This window comes from Priestia sp. RMT2NF4, assembly GCF_047872835.1.
GTDB lineage: Bacteria > Bacillota > Bacilli > Bacillales > Bacillaceae_H > Priestia > Priestia zanthoxyli.
Genome location: NZ_JBLQZO010000005.1, coordinates 305,993 through 326,422, shown reverse-complemented (window position 1 = coordinate 326,422; position 20,430 = coordinate 305,993). Strand labels below are relative to the sequence as shown.

Genomic DNA, 20,430 nt, shown 5'->3' with positions numbered 1-20,430 from the left:
TGCCTTTTTTTACTTATGGACTTTTTTTAAGACAAAATACGCACAGCCAAAATTACAATATTCATGTAAATAATCTTGAAGCGTACTAATCTTCGTATCATACGTTGCCTTCTGGTTACGATCATCAAAAAAGCCTCGCAGTCGAAGCTGATTGTATCCCCAATCTCCCACAATATAGTCATAGCGGCTCAGCACGTCGATAAAGCGACCTCTAAACGCCTCTTCATTAAATGCCTCGCGCTCATCTTTTAATACTTCATAACAAATATTATTGATACAGACCATTGCTCACACCTCTTCTCTTAAAATTTACCATACCATAATTATGATGATGAAACCATCAATTAACATGAAATTTTTCACGTATAAGCAGCACTCTAATCCTGTAGGAGTTTTATCGGTATACCTACTGATCTTTTATGCTCCACATTAAGGTTCGCCGGTTTACCTGGCGTACGATATTTAACTACAGGAGGTGGAAATGGTGAAGAAATCTATTCTTGGAATCGCTTTAATAACAAGTATTTTAACCATTGGCTGTCAAAATAAAAACACAGCTGAAAATGAAAATTTATCACCAAACAACCCAGATGCCATTAATGTAAACGAGCCTAATCATTATTATAATCCAAATAATAATAGCGGCACAAATTATGGATATGTCCGATACACTAAAAACACAAATGAACAAAGTTCCAATATGAACCAAGTAGGAACATTTAACCGAGAGGAAGCAGCCGACAATATTAGTAAACTGAGCACCGCTATCCCAAATATTAAACAAGCCGCTACGCTAGTAACGGATAAAGATGTGCTTGTTGCTTATAAAACAGATGCTAAAAACAGGAATAACGCAGCCGATCAGGTAAAACGTACAGCTATGTCTGTAGTCCCTCGTTATTATCATGTATACGTCTCAGATAATCCGAAACAGATGGACCAAATCGAAAATATCAGTGAAATGAATACACAAACAAATGATGCTAGAAAACGAATCGATGCTGTTATTCAACAAATGCTAAAATCTCCCCAAGGGCGTAAAATGAACGGCGGAGAAGATGCAAATGGAAGAGAGAAAAACGAATTGAATGAACCGATGACTGACAAAGATATGGTGGAATAAACAACACAGATAAATTTTACGTTAACCGTAACAAAAAAAACGAACCACTAATCAAACAATTTGATTAATGGTTCGTTTTTTACTTCGGCTAAACTACTTTCGTCCCAGCCTCTTTTTACCTTATTTGCTTTCTTGTGCTTTATTTTTGGCAGCAGCGTTAACTTGCTCATCTGCATGGTAAGAAGAACGTACAAGAGGACCTGCTTCGACATGGCTGAATCCTTTTGATAATGCAATTTCTTTTAGCTCTTCAAACTCATTTGGATGGTAATATTTCTGAACTTTTATGTGCTTTTTAGTTGGCTGTAGATATTGGCCTAGCGTCATAATATCTACATTGTTCGCACGCAAATCATCCATCGTTTCAATAATTTCTTCTTTTGTTTCTCCTAGACCAAGCATGATACTTGATTTTGTAGGGATATCCGGCTGCATTTCTTTTGCACGGCGAAGGAACTCAAGAGAACGCTCATATTTAGCACGAGCACGAACACGAGGCGTAAGGCTGCGTACTGTTTCAATATTATGGTTTAAAATATCAGGACGTGCGTCCATTACAATACGTAAGTTCTCTTCCACACCGCCCATATCAGAAGGCAATACTTCAATTGTTGTGAATGGATTTTTACGACGAATCGCACGAATTGTTTCAGCTAATACGCTTGCTCCTCCGTCTTTTAAATCATCGCGAGCTACTACTGTGATAACCGCATGTTTTAAGTTCATTAGCTGAACAGAATCTGCTACGCGTTCTGGCTCTTCTAAATCTAATTCTGTTGGTAAACCTGTCTTAACCGCGCAAAAACGACAGGCACGTGTACATACTTCTCCTAAAATCATAAAAGTTGCCGTACGACGAACAGCCCAACACTCATGAATATTCGGACATCTTGCTTCTTCACAAACTGTATGAAGGTTTTTCTCACGCATCATTTTCTTTAAGCCTGTGTAATTTTCGTTTGTGTTTAGCTTAATCTTCAGCCACTCGGGTTTGCGGACATGCTCTTCTTTTGTTGCCATATTATCAACTCCACCAATCTAGAAAATGTCTATAACCTATATGCTTAATTTTAACTACATATTAAAAACATAACTATATGTCACTTTATCATAAAAAAGTGAGATTCGACAAGTTGTCTGCTCTTTATTTTCCTCAGTTTTCTTCTATTTTCCATCCAAATGTGTGCGTTTTCATCCTCCGTATAATTTCCATTTATCTTCTGAATAAAATTCTTTTAAAAAGTTTTGAAGTGATTTCCATTAATTAATATTTATGAAATCTTTTTTCTCGCTGCAAACTAGTGTTACACACTATTTTTAGAAAGGGGGAAACACGATGCGCAAAACGATTATCTTACTTTTTATGTTCATGTCTATATTCACAGGATGGCACCACGTAACAGCTGAATCTTCAGCAGATCAAGAAAAAATGCTTATTCAAAAGAGATTAGAGCTGTATAACCAAATGGAAGCCGCTACTACAATTCCTTGGTATTACTTTGCTGGGATTGACCAGTATGAACGAAATATTCGACGCTCTCATAAAGATATTCCAAGAGAAAAAGGTGCGATCGCCATTTATTATCCTCCAGAAAAATGGTCAGGTTCTTTAAATCCAAATTTGGAAGATACAAACCCACTTACTATTTCTCTTCTCGGGGGAATGGGTAAAGATGGGAACGGAGACAAAAAAGCAGACCAATTTAATGATGAAGATATGCTTTTTACCATGGCAGATTATATTCGGACGTTCGGGGTGTCCGAAGACTATATTAAAATTGCGCTTTGGAACTATTATCACCGGGCTAAAGCGGTTGATATTATTTTAGGGAATGCTAAAATTTTTCGCCATTACGGTCGCATTGATTTAAAAGGTTCTTCATTTCCTGTCCCTCTCCGTGCGAACTACAGTTATCGCAGTACATGGGGAGATGCGCGCGGCTGGGGTGGAAAACGAATCCATGAAGGAACAGACATTTTTGCAGATTATGGAGTTCCAGTAAAATCCCCTTGCTATGGCATTATTGAGCTTAAAGGATGGAATAAATATGGAGGCTGGCGAATCGGTATTCGTGACCTTCATAATAACTATCACTATTTAGCTCATTTAAGCGGATTTGCAAAAAATTTAAAAGTAGGACAAATTGTAGAACCAGGAACACTTATTGGCGGAGTAGGAAGTTCAGGTTATGGACCTCCTGGAACTTCTGGGAAATTCCCTCCTCACTTGCATTACGGAATGTATAAAGATAACGGCAAAAATGAGTGGTCGTTTGACCCATATCCTCAGTTAAGAACGTGGGAAAGAAATGATCGTTTAGAACTAAAGAAAAAATAAAAAAACAGGAAGCTAATGCTTCCTGTTTTTTTATCCTGATGGTTTACTTTCTTTTGCTTTTTTCACAGCATGAGCAATACTCGCGGCCAAGCCGCCCCATATGATGACCATCCCTACAACCATCATTGTAATTGAACTTCCATCCATTATTTAGAAACCCCCTTCTCTTTAACTGACAAACGAGTCGCCCCATCTTTCCATCGTGCAAAAGAAAAAGCAATTCCTAAAATAACAGCCAGAGCTGCCACGCCCCAACCAAAAGGACCTACAAAAGTCGTTGCATACTGCTCGTAATTTTCCGAAATATTTTTTCGGAAGTTATCAAACATCATATACCCAAGTACAAGCGGTGTAACTACTCCTAAACATATCTTCCACCATGAACCGATTCGAATATCAGAAACTTCGTTTGCATGCTGCTGAAGGCTGCTCAGCTTTTTAAATACCCAAGCAACTAATACAACTTCTACTAAGCCTGCTAAAGCAACTCCGAAGTTATTAATGAAATAATCGACCACATCTAAGAAATAAAGTCCGCCCTGTGTTGCAAATAATAGGGAGCAAATTGAAGCGATTCCTCCGCCTATTAATACGGATTTTGTACGTGAGATAGTAAATTTATCTTGAATGCCTGCTACAAAGGTTTCAATAATTGAAATAAGCGACGTTAACCCTGCTAATGTTAAGGAAGCAAAGAATAACATGCCAAACAGCTGTTTAAAGGCTGGAAATTCATTAATAATTTGCGGGAAAACAACAAAGGCTAGTCCTACGCCTCCCTGAACCACCTTATCGATTGGGATACCTTGCTGAGTAGCCATAAAACCAAGTGCGCTAAACACACCGATTCCTGCTAGTAATTCAAAAGCGGAATTACCGAATCCAGTAATAAACGCATTATTAGTTAAATCAGATTTTTTTGGAAGGTAACTGGAATAAGTGATCATAATAGCAAAACCAACAGATAAACTAAAGAAAATTTGACCATATGCTGCAATCCAAACCTTTCCATCTCCAATTGCGCTCCAGTTTGGTTTAAAAAAAGCGTGCAGACCTTCCATCGCTCCGTCCAATGTTACTGCTCGAATGACAATGATTAAAAATAGAACAATTAGTGTTGGTAAAAAGATTTTATTTGCCGCTTCAATTCCTTTTTTGATTCCTTTTAATAACACACCTAACGTCACAATCCATACAAGTACAAGCGGAATTAAAACATGTAATACGATGCTTCCTGTTTGTCCTGGTGCTTCGGCTAACTTTAAGTAATCTCCATATAAAAACGCTTCCGTATCCTTTCCCCAGCTTAACTTAAATGAAAAGATAAAATACGACATCGCCCATGCGATAATAACGGAATAGTAAACTGAAATAAAAAAGGAAATAGCTACTTGCCACCAGCCTAGCCACTCAGCCTTTGGACTTAGTCTCGCTAATGATAAAGGAGAAGAACCTTTATATTTATGACCTATAGCAAACTCCATGATTAAAATAGGAATCCCTGCTGTCAACAAAGCAAATAAATAGGGAAGAAAAAATGCTCCTCCTCCGTTTTCATATGCAGTAGCTGGAAACCTCCATATATTCCCTAGTCCAATTGCTGAACCTGCTGCTGCTAAAATAAACCCTGCTCTTGATCCCCACTGCGGCCTATTTTCCACCGTAATTCCCCCTCTTGTTCTCTCCCTACTCTCTTTTTATCGCAGATCAACGAGAATTTTTATAATTTTTAGATTATTCTTTCTATAACTTCCTATCTCAAATTATAGAAGGGAGAAGATAGTATGTCAAAATATTTTTTATAGAAAATTCAGACAAATTAACCAATGAATAAAAGCAGGTATGAAAGTCTTTTTGAACTTCCGCACCTGCTTTTTCAATAATACTTTATCACGTTAATATAATATTGTTAATTTTTCTTCGGAAGTTCAATCGCCGGAGAAGAAGAGTTTCCACCGTTAAAATAGTCAGGAACATTTCCAGGAATAACGGTGCCTCCGACTGGGATTGTAGCCGTAACGGTTGTTTTTTTAGTTGCAAATGGGATAATGATTTGCATGTTTACTTTCACTTTGATAGATACTTCAAGAAACGCATTATTTATTCCATACTCCTCGATTTTTCGCACTACGTCTGTTTGAACGTCACCAATAGCATGAAATTTAACCGGAATCAGCGGACCCAGATTTCCAAGCAGCGCATTATTAGTCGCTTGCCCAAGCGGAACTTGGTAGACAATTCCTTGATTCCGCAACTTTTCATTTTTTTCAATACGAATATCTGTTGGAAGTTCAAGTGCATCTAAATTCCCTTTCTCTGCTTCTTTTAAGTTAGCCTGGACAAATGACGTAGTTTGAGCTCTAACTCGGTTCACAAGCGCTGTGTCAATTTTGGCTACTTGACCGTTAGGTGTAGATTCCACTTTAATGACATCTACGTCGAGCTGATCGAGTACCTGTTTATTCACCGCTTTATTAATAACTAAAGTTGCAATCTCTTTTGTTTGTGCTTCAGCATATTTCATCAACGTTGGTTCAATCCCTCTATTAATTAGCCATAATCCTACCCCTGTGGAAAGCATAAAAAAAAGAAAGGTGAGCAACAGAACGTAACGAAAAGGAAGCGGGCCTTTTCTTGTTAATTTCCGACGAAGTTTAACCAAAAAAAATCCCTCCTTACAAGCTATATGTATGCATGTATAAGGAGGTTCACGCTTCTTTTAAAAAGTTTTATCTTAAATTCTCGACTATATTAAAGCATTTTCAATAAAGCATCTTTGCCAATTGTGCCTTTAAAAATCCCTCTTTTTTCAGCTTCAAGCGTTACAGATTCAAGCGGCGCTTCAAGAAGCTGCTCAATTGTACGTACACCTACAGCTCTTCCAGCTATTATTTGACGATCAGCTAATTTATCATTTAATAGACCTACATCTAGTGCTCCGCACATAATGTAGCCTTTATCTGATGAAATGGTTAACAAAGTTGTTTTTGGCAGCAATACGGTAACTGCATTAAACGTATGACCTTCAATTACGATAGGCGCTAAGGTAATCATAGTAGCTCACTCCTTTCTTAATCAATTTATGATTTTGAAAGAAAAAAGTGAGGTTTTACATATACTTTTCTACCTATTTAACGTTTAGAGTAATCCTTATACATTTTATAGACCTCGGTGCTAAAATTCGTTAAAAAAATCTAGTTGCTTAGGAGCTAAATTCTCATATTCAATATTTAATAAGCTCATGAGCTGTTTGGCATTATGTACAGCATCTCCGCCGGAGTTATTATTAAATAACAAGTAAATGTCCTTCGTTTGTTTTTGCAGCTTTTCAAGACGTTCTTTCCACTCTAGGAGCTCTTTTTCATTGTAACGATACAAGAACCTTACCGCTCGCCAATTGCCTTCTGCGGGCTTATTCCAACCGTGTACGTTTCGTCCATGAAAACGTATAAGTGTTTTCTGTTTATCTGTAGCATGAATCACAATGGGAATAGATCCTTCTCCTGCCTGCGGTTCATCACAAATACCATGAATCCACTTCTCTTGTTCCATAAACGTTAACGTTTTATCATAGAAAAACGGTTTAAACCAAGATTGATTTCGAAACTCCAGCGCTACTGGCAAATCTCCAAACTTCTCACGGCTATACCTCAAATAGGCTACGTTTTCTTTTGTACAGTCAAACCAAGGCGGCATTTGAAATAAAATCATACCAAGCTTATTTGAACTTACGTACGGCTTCACTGATTCTAAAAATGCATGAAACATTTCTTCTTTGCTATCAAACGGATTTCCTTCTCTCATATGCCCCGTCATGCCTTGATAGGCTTTTACCACAAAACGAAAAGATTCCGGCGTATCATTCACCCACTTTTCTACATTTGACTTAGGTTGAATGGCGTAAAAAGATGAATCGACTTCAACAATTGGAAAATGGCCTGCGTATACGGCAAGCTTGTCTCTTGATGAAACACCCGCTTCATATAATGAATCATGATCTCCCCAGCCTGTAACTCCAATATAAATCATGCCATTCCTCCTCTATTTTCTTAGATTGCTTTTCTTTATTTTAATACAAACGATACAAAAAAACTCGTTTGCTTAAACAGCAAACGAGTTTTTATCTATTATTAACCGATTGAACCTTCCATTTCAAATTTGATTAGACGGTTCATCTCTACTGCATATTCCATTGGAAGCTCTTTTGTAAATGGTTCAATAAAGCCCATTACAATCATTTCTGTCGCTTCTTCTTCAGAAATACCGCGGCTCATTAGATAGAATAATTGTTCTTCAGATACTTTTGATACTTTCGCTTCGTGTTCAAGTGAGATGTTGTCATTTAAAATCTCATTGTACGGAATTGTATCAGAAGTTGATTGGTTATCCATAATTAGCGTATCACACTCAATGTTCGCACGTGCACCTTCTGCTTTACGGCCGAAGTGTACGATACCGCGGTATGTTACTTTACCGCCTTGTTTTGAAATTGATTTTGATACGATCGTTGAAGATGTGTTTGGTGCTAAGTGAATCATTTTTGCACCAGCATCTTGGTGCTGTCCTTTACCAGCAAGGGCAATAGATAATGTCATACCGCGTGCGCCTTCGCCTTTTAAGATAACAGCTGGATATTTCATTGTTAACTTAGAACCGATGTTTCCATCAATCCATTCCATTGTTGCGTTTGCTTCACAAACTGCACGTTTTGTTACAAGGTTGTATACGTTGTTCGCCCAGTTTTGAATTGTTGTATAGCGGCAATACGCGTCTTTTTTGATGATGATTTCTACAACGGCACTGTGAAGAGAGTTTGTTGTATAAACAGGTGCTGTACAGCCCTCTACATAGTGGACGTGTGAGCCTTCATCAGCAATAATTAACGTACGCTCAAACTGTCCCATATTTTCAGAGTTAATACGGAAATAAGCTTGTAATGGTGTATCTACTTTTACGCCTTTTGGTACGTAAATGAATGATCCACCAGACCAAACCGCTGAGTTAAGAGCAGAGAATTTGTTATCCGTTGGCGGGATAACTTTTCCAAAATGCTCGCGGAAAATATCTTCGTTTTCTTTTAGCGCCGTATCTGTATCTTTAAATACGATACCTTGCGCTTCAAGATCTTCTTTCATATTGTGATAAACAACTTCAGATTCGTACTGAGCTGATACACCCGCAAGATATTTTTGCTCTGCTTCAGGAATACCAAGTTTATCAAACGTTTGTTTAATTTCTTCAGGAACTTCATCCCAAGAGCGTTCAGACTTCTCAGATGGTTTTACGTAGTACGTAATTTCATCAAAGTCTAAGCTTGCCATGTCTCCGCCCCACTGTGGCATTGGCATGTTGTAGAAGTGCTCTAGAGATTTCAAACGGAAGTCAAGCATCCATTGTGGTTCCTCTTTCATACGAGAAATTTCTTCTACGATTTCTTTTGTTAAACCGCGTTTAGAGCGGAAAATTGATACGTCTTTATCGGAAAATCCATATTTATAATCGCCGATTTCTGGCATTTTTTTAGCCATCTTTTATTACCCCCTACTTGATAGGATTGGGAATGAATGAAGGTCTTATTTTTGTTCGTTAAGACCTTTTTCCATCGCTTTCCACGCTAGTGTTGCACATTTAATACGCGCAGGAAATTTTGCTACACCTTGAAGTGCTTCAATATCTCCTAAATCTATACTATCATCATACTCTTTACCTTGCATCATGTCAGAGAAGATATGGGCCATTTTAAACGCTTTGTCTACTTCTTGACCTTTAATTGCTTGTGTCATCATTGAAGCTGATGACATTGAAATTGAACATCCTTCACCTTCGAACTTTGCATCCACCACTTTGCCGTCCTCTACTTTTAAAGAAAGTTCAATGCGGTCTCCGCACGTCGGGTTATTCATATGAATGTTCACAGTATCTTCATTCAATGTTCCACGATTACGCGGGTTTTTATAATGGTCCATAATTACTTGACGATAGAGAGTATCTAAATTATTAAAAGCCATTTGTAAAATACTCCTTCGTTTTTATTAATGATGACACCAATTTATCTACTTCTTCTTCCGTGTTATACAGATAGAAGCTTGCACGTGCAGTAGACGATACGTTTAAATATTTCATCAGCGGCTGCGCACAGTGATGACCTGCACGAATCGCAATTCCATCAGCGTCTACTACTGTTGCAACGTCGTGCGGATGCACATCTTCAATATTAAACGTCACAACACCCGCTCGCTCTTTCGGTCCGTAAATCGTAATTCCATCTACTTGCGATAAGCGATCCAGTGCATATTGCGCTAGCTTGTGCTCATGTGCTTGAATGTTATCTAAACCAACTTCTTCTAAGAAATCAATCGCTGCACCTAAACCAATTGCACCTGCAATGATTGGCGTACCTCCTTCAAATTTCCAAGGAAGCTCTTTCCACGTTGATTCGTATAAGTTTACGAAGTCAATCATTTCGCCGCCAAACTCGATTGGTTCCATTTTTTCAAGAAGCTCTTTCTTTCCATAAAGAGCGCCGATTCCAGTCGGTCCGCCCATTTTATGTCCAGAGAAAGCAAAGAAATCACAGTCTAAATCTTGTACATCCACCTTCATGTGAGGCGTACTTTGCGCACCATCCACAACCATTACTGCACCGTTAGCGTGTGCAATTTCTGCAATTTCTTTTACTGGGTTAATTGTACCCAATACGTTAGATACTTGCATAATCGATACAATTTTTGTGTTAGATGTAATCGTGCTTTTCACCTCTTCTAGTGAAAGTGCATGATCTTCTGTTAATGAAATATATTTTAACGTTGCACCTGTTTCCTTGGCAACTTGCTGCCAAGGAATGATGTTACTGTGATGTTCCATATAAGTAATCACAATTTCATCACCAGGTTTAAGATTCGCACGGCCATAGCTTGCAGCTACTGTATTAAGAGCTGTCGTTGTACCGCGCGTAAAGATAATCTCTTCCGTTGATTTTGCATTAATAAACTTACGAACCTTTTCACGAGCGCCTTCGTATCCGTCTGTTGCTCTTGTACCAAGCGTGTGAACACCTCGGTGTACGTTTGAGTTATATTCTTTGTAATACTTCTCAATTGCTTCAATTACAGCAAGCGGCTTTTGTGAAGTTGCTGCACTGTCTAAATAAACGAGTGGGCTGCCATTTACCTCTTGGTCTAAAATAGGAAATTGTTTACGAATATCAGAGATATTCATTATCGAACTTTCCTTTCAATTAAATCCGTTAATTGTTTTTTAACCGTTTCGATTGGCAACTCGTTTACCACTGGTGCTAAGAACCCGTGAATAACTAGACGTTCTGCTTCTGTTTGCGGAATACCACGGCTCATTAAGTAGTAAAGCTGAATTGGATCTACGCGTCCAACAGATGCAGCGTGTCCTGCTGTTACATCATCTTCATCAATTAGAAGAATTGGGTTTGCGTCTCCACGTGCTTTTTCACTTAACATTAACACACGGGATTCTTGCTCAGCGTTTGATTTAGATGCACCGTGTTCAATTTTACCGATACCGTTAAAGATTGAAGACGCGCTTTCTTTCATAACGCCGTGTTTTAAAATGTAGCCTTCAGAATGTTTTCCGAAGTGTACGATACTTGTTGTTAAGTTTTGAGACTGCTCTCCACGTCCAACTGTTACCGTTTTTGTATCTCCATATGAACCGTCGCCCATTAGATACGTTGTATTTTCTGAAACTGTATTTCCTTCACTCATTAAGCCTAAAGCCCACTCAATGCGACCATCTTTGCCCGCTACGCCGCGGCGGTTCACATAAGTAGTTGTACCTTTAGCTAAGTAGTCAACAGCTCCAAACGTTACTTTTGCATTGCTGTTAGCGAATACTTCCGTCACGATATTGACAACACCGTGTGACTCTTCAGCAGTAGCAATGTAGTTTTCTACATATGTTACTGAGCTGTTGTCTTCAGCTACAACAATAACATGGTTGAATAAAGCTGCTTCTTCATCTTCACGGACAAATACAGCTTGAAGAGGCTCTTGTACTTCTACATTTTTAGGAACGTATACAAATACCCCCCCGTTTAATAACGCTGCGTTTAATGCAGTTAAACGGTGCTCATCTACTTTAACTCCGTCTTTCATGAAGTACTTCTCAACAAGGTCGCTATGCTCTTTAGCAGCTGTTTGGATATCTGTGAAGATAACGCCTTGAGATTTTAGCTCTTCTGTTAACGTTGAGTATGCAGCTGTTTGGTCACGCTGAACATATAGATTCTTAACCGCTTCTGTATCAATCAGTGCTTTAACCACTTCTGGAAGCTCGTCTACAGATGAGATTGTGCTTCCCTGTGAAGTGTGCTTGTCAAAAGCAGTAAAGTTCCATTTCGAAATGTTTGTTTTATCTGGCTTTGGAAGTGCAAGATCTTCTGCTTTCGCAAGAGCTTGTAAGCGAAGATCTAGCAGCCAACTTGGTTCATTAGCTTCTTTTGAAAAGCTGCTGATGTACTCTTGATCAAATGGTAATTTCGTATCAATAGTCATAGAGATCCTCCTAACTCTTAAGCTTCTTGCTCTACAGTTTCGTCTTCAATACCTAATTCTTGTTTGATCCAGTCATAACCTTCTGCTTCTAGACGCTGCGCTAATTCTGGTCCGCCTGATTTTACAACACGACCTTGCATCATAACGTGAACTTTATCTGGTGTAATGTAGTTTAATAAACGTTGGTAGTGAGTGATCATTAAGCAACCAAACTCGCTGCCGCGCAGTTCATTAATACCTTTTGATACAACTTTTAACGCATCGATATCTAAACCAGAGTCGATTTCATCTAAAATTGCAATTCCTGGTTGAAGCATCATTAATTGAAGAATTTCGTTACGCTTCTTCTCACCGCCAGAGAAACCTTCGTTTAGGTAACGCTGAGCCATGTCTTGATCCATTTCTAAGAAATCCATGTTTTTGTCTAATTGACGGATGAATTTCATTAGTGAAATTTCTTCGCCTTCTTCACGACGAGCATTAATTGCTGAACGTAGGAAGTCTGCGTTTGTTACCCCGCTGATTTCACTTGGATATTGCATCGCTAGGAATAGACCTGCACGAGCGCGCTCATCTACTTCCATCTCAAGTACATCTTCGCCGTCTAGCGTGATGCTTCCTTGTGTAACCTCGTATTTAGGATGTCCCATGATTGCTGAAGATAATGTTGATTTACCAGTACCGTTTGGTCCCATGATTGCATGGATTTCGCCGCCCTTAACTTCTAAATTAACACCTTTTAAAATTTCTTTACCTTCAATTGCAACATGAAGATCTTTAATTGTTAAAGTTGACCCTGCCATATTAAAACCTCCAGTTATAGACGTATATAGTAAAAAACGATATACCTATATCTTTTTAATTATTCTCATTTTATTCTCATTACAATCTTATAACAAATGAAAACTTATAGCAACCTTTTGACCCAAAAGGTTTTAAACCATTATGTACGTTTTTTAAGACTAAATCCACTCATAAAAAAGTTGCCTTAAAAGACTCGATAGAGCCTTCTAAGACAAGCTTTTTACCCGCTTTATTTACTTAGTGCGTGTGGCTAGTCAGTTCTGAAACACACTCTTGGACAAGCGTAACGGACTGACTCATCGCTGCGCCTCCGCCAAATGCCGCTGATACTCCGCATGCTTCTAAAATTTCTTGCTCAGTTGCACCTTGATCAATGCAGCCTTTTGTATGATAAATCATACAGTACTCGTCTTGAGCTACTACGCTGATTCCTAGCGCGATTAACTGCTTTTCTTTTTTAGAAAGAGAACCTTCTCCAAAACATGCTTCAGTAAACGCATTAAACGTTTTTGTTACTTCCGGCAATTTTTCGCTAAATTTCCCAACACCCATTTTATAATCATGAAGTGCTTGCTCAGTTGAATGACGTGCTTCTTGCTGCATAACGTCAGCTCCCATCATCAGTAAAGTTTTCACGGTTAGTATGCGTGAGAAAAATAAGAGTTATTCGTTTTGATGCATACAAAAAAGCACTTGCCCAGAGTGGGCAAGCGCTTTTCTTCTATTATTTATTTACCGGCAATACTCCGCCTTTGTATTTTTCTTTAATGTAGTCTTGAATTTCTTTAGAGTGAAGAACTTTTACTAAAGCTTTCACTGTATCTTTATTTTCGTCACCTTTGTGAACCGTAATGATGTTTGCATATGGGTTGTTTTCTTTGCTTTCCACTGCGATTGGATCTTTTACTGGATCTAAACCAGCATCGATAGCATAGTTAGCATTGATAACAACAGCGTCACCTTCATTGTTTTTGTACATTTGAGGTAACAATCCGCCTTCAACATCGGCTTTAAATTTTAAATTCTTAGGGTTTTCTACAATATCTTTAATTTGTGCGTCTGTTTTCTTTACGCCTGGTTTTAATTTGATCACGCCAGCTTTTTCAAAAATCGATAAAATACGTCCTTGCTCTGCTACTGCATCACGCATAATAACTGTGCCGTTTTTCGGAAGATCTTTTAAGCTTTTGTATTTTTTAGAGTAGATACCAATTGGTTCAATGTGAATGGCACCGGCACTTACGAAATCATACCCTTTTTCACCTTTATGATCTTTTAGCACTGAATTCATATAAGGAACGTGCTGGAAGTAGTTTGCATCAATTTCATTGTTTGCAAGAGCTGTGTTCGGTAAGATGTAATCTTGGAATTTTTTAATCTCTAAATCAATTCCTTGTTTTTCCAAAATAGGTTTTGCTTGTTCTAAAATTTCAGCATGAGGCGTATTAGATGCACCCACGACAATTTTCTTTTCATCTTTTGATCCATTGTTAGATCCACACGCCGCTAATCCTACTACTAGCGCAGATGTTAATGCTAAAGCTGAAAGCCATTTTTTCATAATAAATAATCCTCCCTTTATCTTTTATCAATTTTTGCAGTAATCGCATCTCCAATAAGTTGGATAATAAATACAATAATCAAAATTAAGATCGTAGCGGCTAGCGTTACGTCATTATGACTGCGCTGGAATCCTTCTAAATATGCAAGGTTTCCAAGACCTCCAGCTCCAATCACACCCGCCATTGCCGTATAGCCGACTAACGCAATGGTTGTTACTGTCAAACCGGAAATCAAAGCTGGCAGCGATTCAGGTAACAGCACTTTAAAGATAATAGTGCTTGTTGTGGCTCCCATTGATTTAGCAGCTTCAATAACACCTTTATCAATTTCACGCAGACCAATTTCTACAAGACGCGCATAAAATGGTGCTGCTCCAACAATTAAAGCCGGTAACGCTGCATTAGCGCCTAAAATACTTCCTACCAATGCTTTGGTAAATGGAATCAGTAAAACAATTAAAATAATGAATGGAATGGAACGAAAGATATTTACAACCGCCGACACAATGGCATATAAAGGTTTGTTTTGCCAAAGCTGTCCTTTGGACGTTAAAAATAAAAGCAAGCCCAATAAAATACCTAGAACAAATGTGGCTACAACTGAAATAGCCGTCATATATAGTGTTTCATTTGTCGCTTGAATAAAATCATCTAAAATAACGTTTGGAAATAGTTTCTCAAGCATTTGTCATTACCTCCACTTCTACCTGCTGCTCATGAATGTATGCAATGACTTTTTCAACTTCTGTTAATTCTCCGTCTAAATGAACGAACAACGTCCCGTATGAACCTGTTTGTGTATGAGAAATCTTTCCTTGCAAAATATTAATCGTTACATCAAACTGTTTTAAAATCGTTGTAATGAGCGGTTGCTCTGCTTTTCCGCCAACAAACGTCAGCTGAATAATTTGCCCGCTTGGATACAGCTCTTTTACTTGTTCAATCGTTTCAAACGTTTCCTCTGGTTCAGAAATCTGTTGAACGAATCGTTTTGTAATCGGCTGCTTAGGTTTTCTGAATACTTCTAGCACTTGTCCTTCTTCTACTACTGCCCCATTTTCCATAACGGCTACTCGATGACAAATTTTACGAATGACGTGCATTTCATGAGTAATCAATACAATGGTTAACCCTAGCTTCTCATTAATATCTACTAACAGATCTAAAATAGAATCTGTCGTTTGAGGATCAAGCGCTGATGTTGCTTCATCACAAAGCAATACTTTTGGATTGTTCGCTAGCGCTCGAGCAATCCCAACACGCTGCTTTTGTCCGCCGCTAAGCTGTGATGGATAAGCATCTTCACGCCCTTCAAGCCCGACTAGCTTAATAAGTTCGTCTACTCGTTTCATTCTTTTTTCTTTTGAAATCCCTGCTATTTCTAACGGAAAGGCAATATTTTCTCGTACCGTACGCGACCACAAGATATTAAAGTGCTGAAATACCATACTAATTTCTTGTCTAGCTTTTCTGAGTTTTCCGCCTTTAATTTTTCCAATATCATTACCTGCTACTTCGACCGTTCCTGTCGTTGGTGTTTCTAATCCGTTTAGCAAGCGAATCAAAGAACTTTTCCCCGCTCCGCTATAACCAATAATTCCGTAAATTTCACCTTGGTTAACGGTTAGATTCACATTATCAACAGCTGTTACTTGACCGCTTTTGGCCTGATAAATTTTTGTAACGTCTGTTAATGTAATCATATTTCTTCACCTTCTTTAATAAAAACTTAATTATGTTAGGTTGCCCTATAGGATGAAAAAGCCGTAAAACAATTTTCCCCATTAAAAAAGCCTCTCTGCGCATGACAGAAAGGCTCGATATTTAATCCTTTCTCTCATCTTTCAAAGCGCATAGCTTTGCAGGAATTGGCACCATTTCAGTTAGTCTGACGGTTGCCGGGTTTCACAGGGCTCAGTCCCTCCACCTCTCTTGATAAGAGTTCGCAACAATTATTTTGTTTTTGGGAAATATTCATTCATTTATGAACATTCATGAGTGTGATTTTAGCATGTGTCAGATAGGCTGTCAACAGATTTTGTTCTTGGGATAATATCCCAAGATTTCAACAGCCCCAACGGTTCGCTCTCTTTCCACTTCTTCATTTTAAACAAACGTTTGATTATCGAAGCTCCTCGAGTACGTGCTCGATGGAATGAAACGCGTAGAGTTTTTTTACCATTTCACCATTTTCCACTTCAATCAAACAAGGTACGCTTTCAATAGAAAATAATTCTGCTTTTGAAGGCATATAATTTAAATTGCTCATTCCGATGGTTACATCCGGCAGCATCGCTTCTGCCACGGTTAACATTTTTTTTGCCAGCTGACATGTCCCGCAAAAAGGCGTATGGAAAAAGATAAAGGCTCTTTCTCCTTCTTTTAACTGATCATCCAGCTGTTTTTCGCTCCATTCTTGCATGTTGCTCATTCCTTTTATGTTAAAAATTCTGCATTAACATCGATATTGGCACTCAGCAATACTGTTGCTATGTGATGTCTAGGGGCGGCAGCAACTTCTCGGTACATTTTATCAATATATAGATGCTCTGCTTCCGGAAGCTCTCGTTTAAATTGTTTTCTCAGCTTATTCCCTGAATCATCAGAGTCAACGAGTATGTATACCTCTTTGTTAAACGTACAGTCAATAATTTCATCCAGCTTTGATAAACTAATCGTACCGTTTGTACAAATAATTTCAATTGGTTCTCGAATGATATCTTGAATACGCTTTTTATCTGACTTTCCTTCGACAATAATTACTTTTTCAATTTCAATTAGCCCCATTTTCATCACCCATAATCGTCAGTTGTATAGTAACATCATTTCTTTATGCTATACAATATTCGTTAATGTATCACAGTTCACCTGTTTTTTAAAAGAAATTTGCAAGAAAGAACTCTTTTAAAAGGCAGTTTAGGCCATATTATCTCTATAAAACAAGAAAAACAGCGGCAGTTGCCACTGTTTAGCACCATCCTGCTTCTTCATCGCAGTCTGTATATTTTTGCGTTTCACCTTGTTTTTGTACGTCCGCGTATTGATAGAACTTATTATTTTCTTGCGAATATCCTTCTTCAAAGCGGTATTCATTGCCGCTTGTTCCGTAGCTAACTTCACCAATTGGCTGCTTATCAACGTATAATTTCATACCGCCGTCATGAAATTTAGCTGTAACGCGATCTGTAACGTCCATTTTTTGTTTTTCAAACATAAAAAGACACTCCTTTAGCTTGTTTACTAATAGAGTGTCCAGTCAAAAACTTTTCATAAAGACAATTTATGGAGGAATATTATCCTTCGTTTGTCATTTCTTCGTATTGCTCTGCTGTCATCAGCTTGTCTACTTGAGAAGCATCAGATGGTTTGATTGTAATCATCCATGCTTCTTCGTATGGAGATTCATTAACAAGTTCAGGACTATCGCCTAAGTTGTCGTTTACTGCTACAACTTCACCGCTAATTGGTGCGTAAAGCTCAGAAACTGTTTTTACTGATTCAACGCTACCAAACGGCTCGTCAGCTTCTACTGTTGCTCCTACTTCTGGCAGTTCAACGAATACGATGTCTCCAAGCTCAGCTTGAGCGAAATGTGTAATACCTACGCGGACAACGTCTCCTTCTGTTTTTACCCATTCATGCTCTTCAGAATAACGCAAATCTTTTGGTGTACTCATCTTAATCCCTCCAAAATATGTATCGTAATTTGTTTATATAAAAAGCGCCTTCAACGTGGAGAACACTTTCTACAACCTAAAATAACTTCCTATTAACAGTGTAACGTAAAAGGTAAAAATTTTCTATTTGAAAACTTACTTCCACACGTCCTCAAACTGCTCTTCTTTGAAACCAAGCGTTACTTTTTGTCCATCTGTTAGCAGCGGACGCTTAATTAACATGCCATCTGACGCAAGAATAGACAGAAGTTCGTCTTCACTCGCACTGCTTACTTTATCTTTAAGACCTAACTCGCGATATTTTTTACCGCTTGTATTAAAGAATTTTTTTAATTCTAGGCCGCTGTTCTGATAGTAAGCTTGCAGCTGCTCTTTTGTTGGCGGATTTTCTACAATATGAATTTCTTCATATGCTACTCCGTTATCATCGAGCCACTTCTTTGCTTTTCGGCACGTACCGCACTTTGGATATGAATAAAAAAATAATGACATTTCGTCAACCACCCTTTATTTTAAGCTTTTTTCGTATTTTAACACATCCTTTATCATTTACCTAGATAGAGGCTTCTTAAACAAAAAGGAGCTCGCAAAACGAGCTCCTTTTTCCTTAAACTGTGAACTTCTCTACTTCTAGAAGCGTTTTTGCAACCTCGCGCTTTACGCTAATTACATTGATTGGTGTATAGCGAGTTAATTTGCGAAGAGACGAAAGCATGACTCTAAGCGTATCACCTTGTTCAACGCCAATTAACGTTTCTTTTGCATCTGCTTCGATTCGATTAAATGCTTCTTGGCAGAATACTTGCGTGTATTTTAATTTTAAGCTGTTTTGATCTACTCCTGTTTTGGAAATGGCTTTTTCAGTACGTAAAACAGTAGATTCCATTGCATATACGTTACTAATCATATCAGAAATATTAACGAGAATTTCTTGTTCTTTTTCTAATTCTTTGCCATACTTTTGTGCAGCTAATCCCAAAAGCAAGAGCGCAATTTTCTTCCCGTTTTGCACAAGCATTTTTTCTTGATCTAACGGCTCATTTCCTACTTCCTGCGGCATAAGCATCATCAATTCTTCTTGAAGCGTTTGTGCTTTTTGAAGCAGTGGAAGCTCTCCTTTTAACGCTTTGCGTAAATATGTGCCTGGTACTAAAAGACGGTTAATCTCATTTGTTCCCTCAAAAATACGATTAATGCGAGAATCGCGATACAGACGCTCAATTTCATACTCGCTCATAAAACCGTAGCCTCCATGAAGCTGCACGCCTTCATCTACAATGTAGTCAAGAGCTTCCGTGGCAAACACTTTATTTAATGAACATTCGATAGCATATTCAGCAATAGAAGCAGCAATTTGTTTTCCGTCTTTTTGCTGTTCTTCTGAAAGCTGGCCCATATGGTCTTCAAAAAGTCCTACCGTACGATATACGGAGCTTTCAGTTGCATACAATTTAGAAGCCATTGTGGCTAACTTTTCTTGTGTTAATGAGAATTTAGCAATTGGCGTTTTAAACTGCTGACGCTGGTTAACGTATTGAGACGTAATTTCTAACGCACGTTTCCCTGCTCCAACTGCTCCAACTCCAAGCTTATAGCGCCCAATATTTAAAATGTTAAAGGCAATCACATGGCCTTTTCCAATTTCACCTAGCACGTTTTCTTTTGGAACAAGCGCATCTTCAAGAATCAACGTTCTGGTTGATGAGCTTTTGATTCCCATTTTCTTCTCTTCCGGGCCAACCGAAACGCCTGGAAATTCGCGCTCAACGATAAAAGCAGAAAATTTATCGCCGTCAATTTTTGCGTACACCACGAATACATCAGCAAATCCAGCATTCGTAATCCACTGCTTTTCTCCATTTAACACATAGTGTGTACCTTCTGCGTTAAGGCGAGCTGTTGTTCGAGCACCGAGAGCATCCGAACCAGAACCCGGTTCAGTCAGCGCATAAGCCGCTATTTTTTCCCCTACCGCTAAAGCAGGTAAATATGCTTGTTTTTGCTCTTCTGTTCCAAATAAGACGATTGGCAATGACCCAATTCCTACATGAGCACCATGAGTGATGGAAAATCCGCCTGCTCGAGACATTTTTTCAGCAATTAAAGCCGAGGTAATCTTATCTAAACCAAGCCCACCGTATTCTTCCGGTACATCTGCACCAAGCAAGCCTAATTCACCAGCTTGTTTTAATAGCTTTACAGAACGGTCAAATTCATGCTTTTCTAAATATTCCACTTGCGGAAGGACTTCGTTTTCTACAAATTCATCTGTCGTCTTGGCAATCATCTTTTGTTCAGATGTATAATCCTCCGGCGTGTAGACGCGGCTTGCATCGCCTTCTTCAATTAAAAAACTTCCACCTTTAATCATTTGTTTTGTTTTATTTGACATGTTCATATC

24 protein-coding genes and 1 riboswitch are annotated in these 20,430 nt (G+C 38.4%); of the genes, 2 read left to right on the top strand and 22 right to left on the bottom strand.

Annotated features, from left to right (window positions below):
• Nucleotides 1-9 precede the first annotated feature (9 nt).
• A complete protein-coding gene (locus ACMX9J_RS21075; RefSeq protein WP_013059635.1) occupies nt 10-285 on the bottom strand; it encodes a YutD family protein in 276 nt (91 codons plus the stop codon).
• 196 nt (nt 286-481) lie between these two features.
• On the opposite strand from ACMX9J_RS21075, the gene ACMX9J_RS21070 reads away from it, so the two are divergent.
• Entirely contained in the window at nt 482-1,123 is a 642-nt protein-coding gene (locus ACMX9J_RS21070; protein WP_033580449.1) for a YhcN/YlaJ family sporulation lipoprotein, read from the top strand.
• Nucleotides 1,124-1,243: 120 nt separating this feature from the next.
• On the opposite strand, the gene lipA is transcribed toward ACMX9J_RS21070, so the two are convergent.
• The gene (lipA, locus tag ACMX9J_RS21065) at nt 1,244-2,143 is read right to left on the bottom strand and encodes a lipoyl synthase (RefSeq protein ID WP_013059637.1); all 900 of its coding nucleotides are present in this window, start codon (nt 2,141-2,143) and stop codon (nt 1,244-1,246) included.
• A 316-nt stretch (nt 2,144-2,459) separates the two neighbouring features.
• Between lipA and ACMX9J_RS21060 the strand changes: the two genes are divergently transcribed.
• Entirely contained in the window at nt 2,460-3,461 is a 1,002-nt protein-coding gene (locus tag ACMX9J_RS21060) for a M23 family metallopeptidase (RefSeq protein WP_028412626.1), read from the top strand.
• Between the two features lie 30 nt (nt 3,462-3,491).
• Here the strand turns inward: ACMX9J_RS21060 and ACMX9J_RS21055 are convergent, their stop codons facing one another.
• The 20 genes from ACMX9J_RS21055 to ACMX9J_RS20960 all read right to left on the bottom strand — a co-directional run bounded on the left by ACMX9J_RS21055 (nt 3,492) and on the right by ACMX9J_RS20960 (nt 20,421).
• A complete protein-coding gene (locus ACMX9J_RS21055) occupies nt 3,492-3,608 on the bottom strand; it encodes a methionine/alanine import family NSS transporter small subunit (protein ID WP_141483520.1) in 117 nt (38 codons plus the stop codon).
• Nucleotides 3,608-5,122, bottom strand: coding sequence for a sodium-dependent transporter (locus ACMX9J_RS21050; protein WP_028412627.1), 1,515 nt, complete (start codon nt 5,120-5,122; stop codon nt 3,608-3,610). Before ACMX9J_RS21050 ends, ACMX9J_RS21055 begins: the two co-directional genes overlap by 1 nt.
• A gap of 248 nt (nt 5,123-5,370) precedes the next feature.
• A complete protein-coding gene (gene yunB / locus ACMX9J_RS21045) occupies nt 5,371-6,123 on the bottom strand; it encodes a sporulation protein YunB (RefSeq protein WP_034264201.1) in 753 nt (250 codons plus the stop codon).
• Between the two features lie 89 nt (nt 6,124-6,212).
• Nucleotides 6,213-6,515, bottom strand: coding sequence for a YunC family protein (locus tag ACMX9J_RS21040; RefSeq protein ID WP_013059641.1), 303 nt, complete (start codon nt 6,513-6,515; stop codon nt 6,213-6,215).
• A gap of 120 nt (nt 6,516-6,635) precedes the next feature.
• Entirely contained in the window at nt 6,636-7,490 is an 855-nt protein-coding gene (locus tag ACMX9J_RS21035) for a DUF72 domain-containing protein (protein ID WP_028412629.1), read from the bottom strand.
• A gap of 101 nt (nt 7,491-7,591) precedes the next feature.
• Entirely contained in the window at nt 7,592-8,989 is a 1,398-nt protein-coding gene (gene sufB, locus ACMX9J_RS21030) for a Fe-S cluster assembly protein SufB (RefSeq protein ID WP_013059643.1), read from the bottom strand.
• A gap of 45 nt (nt 8,990-9,034) precedes the next feature.
• Nucleotides 9,035-9,469, bottom strand: a complete 435-nt coding sequence (sufU, locus tag ACMX9J_RS21025) for a Fe-S cluster assembly sulfur transfer protein SufU (RefSeq protein WP_013085338.1) — start codon at nt 9,467-9,469, stop codon at nt 9,035-9,037.
• A complete protein-coding gene (locus tag ACMX9J_RS21020; RefSeq protein ID WP_013059645.1) occupies nt 9,459-10,679 on the bottom strand; it encodes a cysteine desulfurase in 1,221 nt (406 codons plus the stop codon). Before ACMX9J_RS21020 ends, sufU begins: the two co-directional genes overlap by 11 nt.
• On the bottom strand, nt 10,679-11,986 hold the full coding sequence (sufD, locus tag ACMX9J_RS21015; RefSeq protein WP_416226142.1) for a Fe-S cluster assembly protein SufD: 1,308 nt from the start codon (nt 11,984-11,986) through the stop codon (nt 10,679-10,681). The genes ACMX9J_RS21020 and sufD overlap by 1 nt, the downstream gene beginning before the upstream one ends.
• A 17-nt stretch (nt 11,987-12,003) precedes the next feature.
• Nucleotides 12,004-12,789 (bottom strand): Fe-S cluster assembly ATPase SufC, encoded by a 786-nt coding sequence (gene sufC, locus ACMX9J_RS21010; protein WP_013059647.1) that lies wholly within the window; start codon nt 12,787-12,789, stop codon nt 12,004-12,006.
• A 238-nt stretch (nt 12,790-13,027) separates the two neighbouring features.
• Nucleotides 13,028-13,393 carry a carboxymuconolactone decarboxylase family protein gene (locus ACMX9J_RS21005; protein WP_016765828.1) on the bottom strand — a complete coding sequence of 122 codons (366 nt, stop codon included), beginning with the start codon at nt 13,391-13,393 and terminating at the stop codon, nt 13,028-13,030.
• A gap of 121 nt (nt 13,394-13,514) precedes the next feature.
• Entirely contained in the window at nt 13,515-14,351 is an 837-nt protein-coding gene (locus tag ACMX9J_RS21000) for a MetQ/NlpA family ABC transporter substrate-binding protein (protein ID WP_014457885.1), read from the bottom strand.
• A 17-nt stretch (nt 14,352-14,368) separates the two neighbouring features.
• Nucleotides 14,369-15,037 carry a methionine ABC transporter permease gene (locus ACMX9J_RS20995; RefSeq protein ID WP_016765829.1) on the bottom strand — a complete coding sequence of 223 codons (669 nt, stop codon included), beginning with the start codon at nt 15,035-15,037 and terminating at the stop codon, nt 14,369-14,371.
• Nucleotides 15,030-16,055, bottom strand: a complete 1,026-nt coding sequence (locus ACMX9J_RS20990; RefSeq protein ID WP_034264210.1) for a methionine ABC transporter ATP-binding protein — start codon at nt 16,053-16,055, stop codon at nt 15,030-15,032. Before ACMX9J_RS20990 ends, ACMX9J_RS20995 begins: the two co-directional genes overlap by 8 nt.
• Before the next feature lie 131 nt (nt 16,056-16,186).
• Nucleotides 16,187-16,294, bottom strand: a riboswitch (SAM riboswitch).
• A 180-nt stretch (nt 16,295-16,474) separates the two neighbouring features.
• Nucleotides 16,475-16,774, bottom strand: coding sequence for a thioredoxin family protein (locus ACMX9J_RS20985; RefSeq protein WP_033580445.1), 300 nt, complete (start codon nt 16,772-16,774; stop codon nt 16,475-16,477).
• 14 nt (nt 16,775-16,788) lie between these two features.
• Nucleotides 16,789-17,139, bottom strand: a complete 351-nt coding sequence (locus tag ACMX9J_RS20980) for a toprim domain-containing protein (RefSeq protein ID WP_025752660.1) — start codon at nt 17,137-17,139, stop codon at nt 16,789-16,791.
• A gap of 181 nt (nt 17,140-17,320) precedes the next feature.
• The gene (locus tag ACMX9J_RS20975) at nt 17,321-17,566 is read right to left on the bottom strand and encodes a YusG family protein (RefSeq protein ID WP_014457881.1); all 246 of its coding nucleotides are present in this window, start codon (nt 17,564-17,566) and stop codon (nt 17,321-17,323) included.
• Nucleotides 17,567-17,645: 79 nt separating this feature from the next.
• The gene (gene gcvH, locus ACMX9J_RS20970) at nt 17,646-18,029 is read right to left on the bottom strand and encodes a glycine cleavage system protein GcvH (protein WP_014457880.1); all 384 of its coding nucleotides are present in this window, start codon (nt 18,027-18,029) and stop codon (nt 17,646-17,648) included.
• A 135-nt stretch (nt 18,030-18,164) separates the two neighbouring features.
• On the bottom strand, nt 18,165-18,521 hold the full coding sequence (locus ACMX9J_RS20965; RefSeq protein WP_028412087.1) for an arsenate reductase family protein: 357 nt from the start codon (nt 18,519-18,521) through the stop codon (nt 18,165-18,167).
• A 115-nt stretch (nt 18,522-18,636) separates the two neighbouring features.
• Complete coding sequence (locus ACMX9J_RS20960) at nt 18,637-20,421, bottom strand: acyl-CoA dehydrogenase family protein (RefSeq protein WP_033580444.1); 1,785 nt, start codon at nt 20,419-20,421, stop codon at nt 18,637-18,639.
• Between the last annotated feature and the right edge of the window lie 9 nt (nt 20,422-20,430).

What these genes read in the sequence shown, in the direction of transcription:
- ACMX9J_RS21020 (WP_013059645.1), bottom strand. Translation starts at nt 10,679, where the DNA reads ATGAATATCTCTGATATTCGTAAACAATTTCCTATTTTAGACCAAGAG.
- lipA (WP_013059637.1), bottom strand. Translation starts at nt 2,143, where the DNA reads ATGGCAACAAAAGAAGAGCATGTCCGCAAACCCGAGTGGCTGAAGATT.
- ACMX9J_RS20985 (WP_033580445.1), bottom strand. Translation starts at nt 16,774, where the DNA reads ATGCAAGAATGGAGCGAAAAACAGCTGGATGATCAGTTAAAAGAAGGA.
- ACMX9J_RS20975 (WP_014457881.1), bottom strand. Translation starts at nt 17,566, where the DNA reads ATGTTTGAAAAACAAAAAATGGACGTTACAGATCGCGTTACAGCTAAA.
- ACMX9J_RS21005 (WP_016765828.1), bottom strand. Translation starts at nt 13,393, where the DNA reads ATGCAGCAAGAAGCACGTCATTCAACTGAGCAAGCACTTCATGATTAT.
- sufC (WP_013059647.1), bottom strand. Translation starts at nt 12,789, where the DNA reads ATGGCAGGGTCAACTTTAACAATTAAAGATCTTCATGTTGCAATTGAA.
- gcvH (WP_014457880.1), bottom strand. Translation starts at nt 18,029, where the DNA reads ATGAGTACACCAAAAGATTTGCGTTATTCTGAAGAGCATGAATGGGTA.
- ACMX9J_RS20965 (WP_028412087.1), bottom strand. Translation starts at nt 18,521, where the DNA reads ATGTCATTATTTTTTTATTCATATCCAAAGTGCGGTACGTGCCGAAAA.
- ACMX9J_RS21035 (WP_028412629.1), bottom strand. Translation starts at nt 7,490, where the DNA reads ATGATTTATATTGGAGTTACAGGCTGGGGAGATCATGATTCATTATAT.
- ACMX9J_RS21055 (WP_141483520.1), bottom strand. Translation starts at nt 3,608, where the DNA reads ATGGATGGAAGTTCAATTACAATGATGGTTGTAGGGATGGTCATCATA.
- ACMX9J_RS20990 (WP_034264210.1), bottom strand. Translation starts at nt 16,055, where the DNA reads ATGATTACATTAACAGACGTTACAAAAATTTATCAGGCCAAAAGCGGT.
- ACMX9J_RS21000 (WP_014457885.1), bottom strand. Translation starts at nt 14,351, where the DNA reads ATGAAAAAATGGCTTTCAGCTTTAGCATTAACATCTGCGCTAGTAGTA.
- ACMX9J_RS20960 (WP_033580444.1), bottom strand. Translation starts at nt 20,421, where the DNA reads ATGTCAAATAAAACAAAACAAATGATTAAAGGTGGAAGTTTTTTAATT.
- ACMX9J_RS21040 (WP_013059641.1), bottom strand. Translation starts at nt 6,515, where the DNA reads ATGATTACCTTAGCGCCTATCGTAATTGAAGGTCATACGTTTAATGCA.
- ACMX9J_RS20995 (WP_016765829.1), bottom strand. Translation starts at nt 15,037, where the DNA reads ATGCTTGAGAAACTATTTCCAAACGTTATTTTAGATGATTTTATTCAA.
- ACMX9J_RS21075 (WP_013059635.1), bottom strand. Translation starts at nt 285, where the DNA reads ATGGTCTGTATCAATAATATTTGTTATGAAGTATTAAAAGATGAGCGC.
- ACMX9J_RS20980 (WP_025752660.1), bottom strand. Translation starts at nt 17,139, where the DNA reads ATGGGGCTAATTGAAATTGAAAAAGTAATTATTGTCGAAGGAAAGTCA.
- sufB (WP_013059643.1), bottom strand. Translation starts at nt 8,989, where the DNA reads ATGGCTAAAAAAATGCCAGAAATCGGCGATTATAAATATGGATTTTCC.
- sufU (WP_013085338.1), bottom strand. Translation starts at nt 9,469, where the DNA reads ATGGCTTTTAATAATTTAGATACTCTCTATCGTCAAGTAATTATGGAC.
- ACMX9J_RS21060 (WP_028412626.1), top strand. Translation starts at nt 2,460, where the DNA reads ATGCGCAAAACGATTATCTTACTTTTTATGTTCATGTCTATATTCACA.
- ACMX9J_RS21070 (WP_033580449.1), top strand. Translation starts at nt 482, where the DNA reads ATGGTGAAGAAATCTATTCTTGGAATCGCTTTAATAACAAGTATTTTA.
- sufD (WP_416226142.1), bottom strand. Translation starts at nt 11,986, where the DNA reads ATGACTATTGATACGAAATTACCATTTGATCAAGAGTACATCAGCAGC.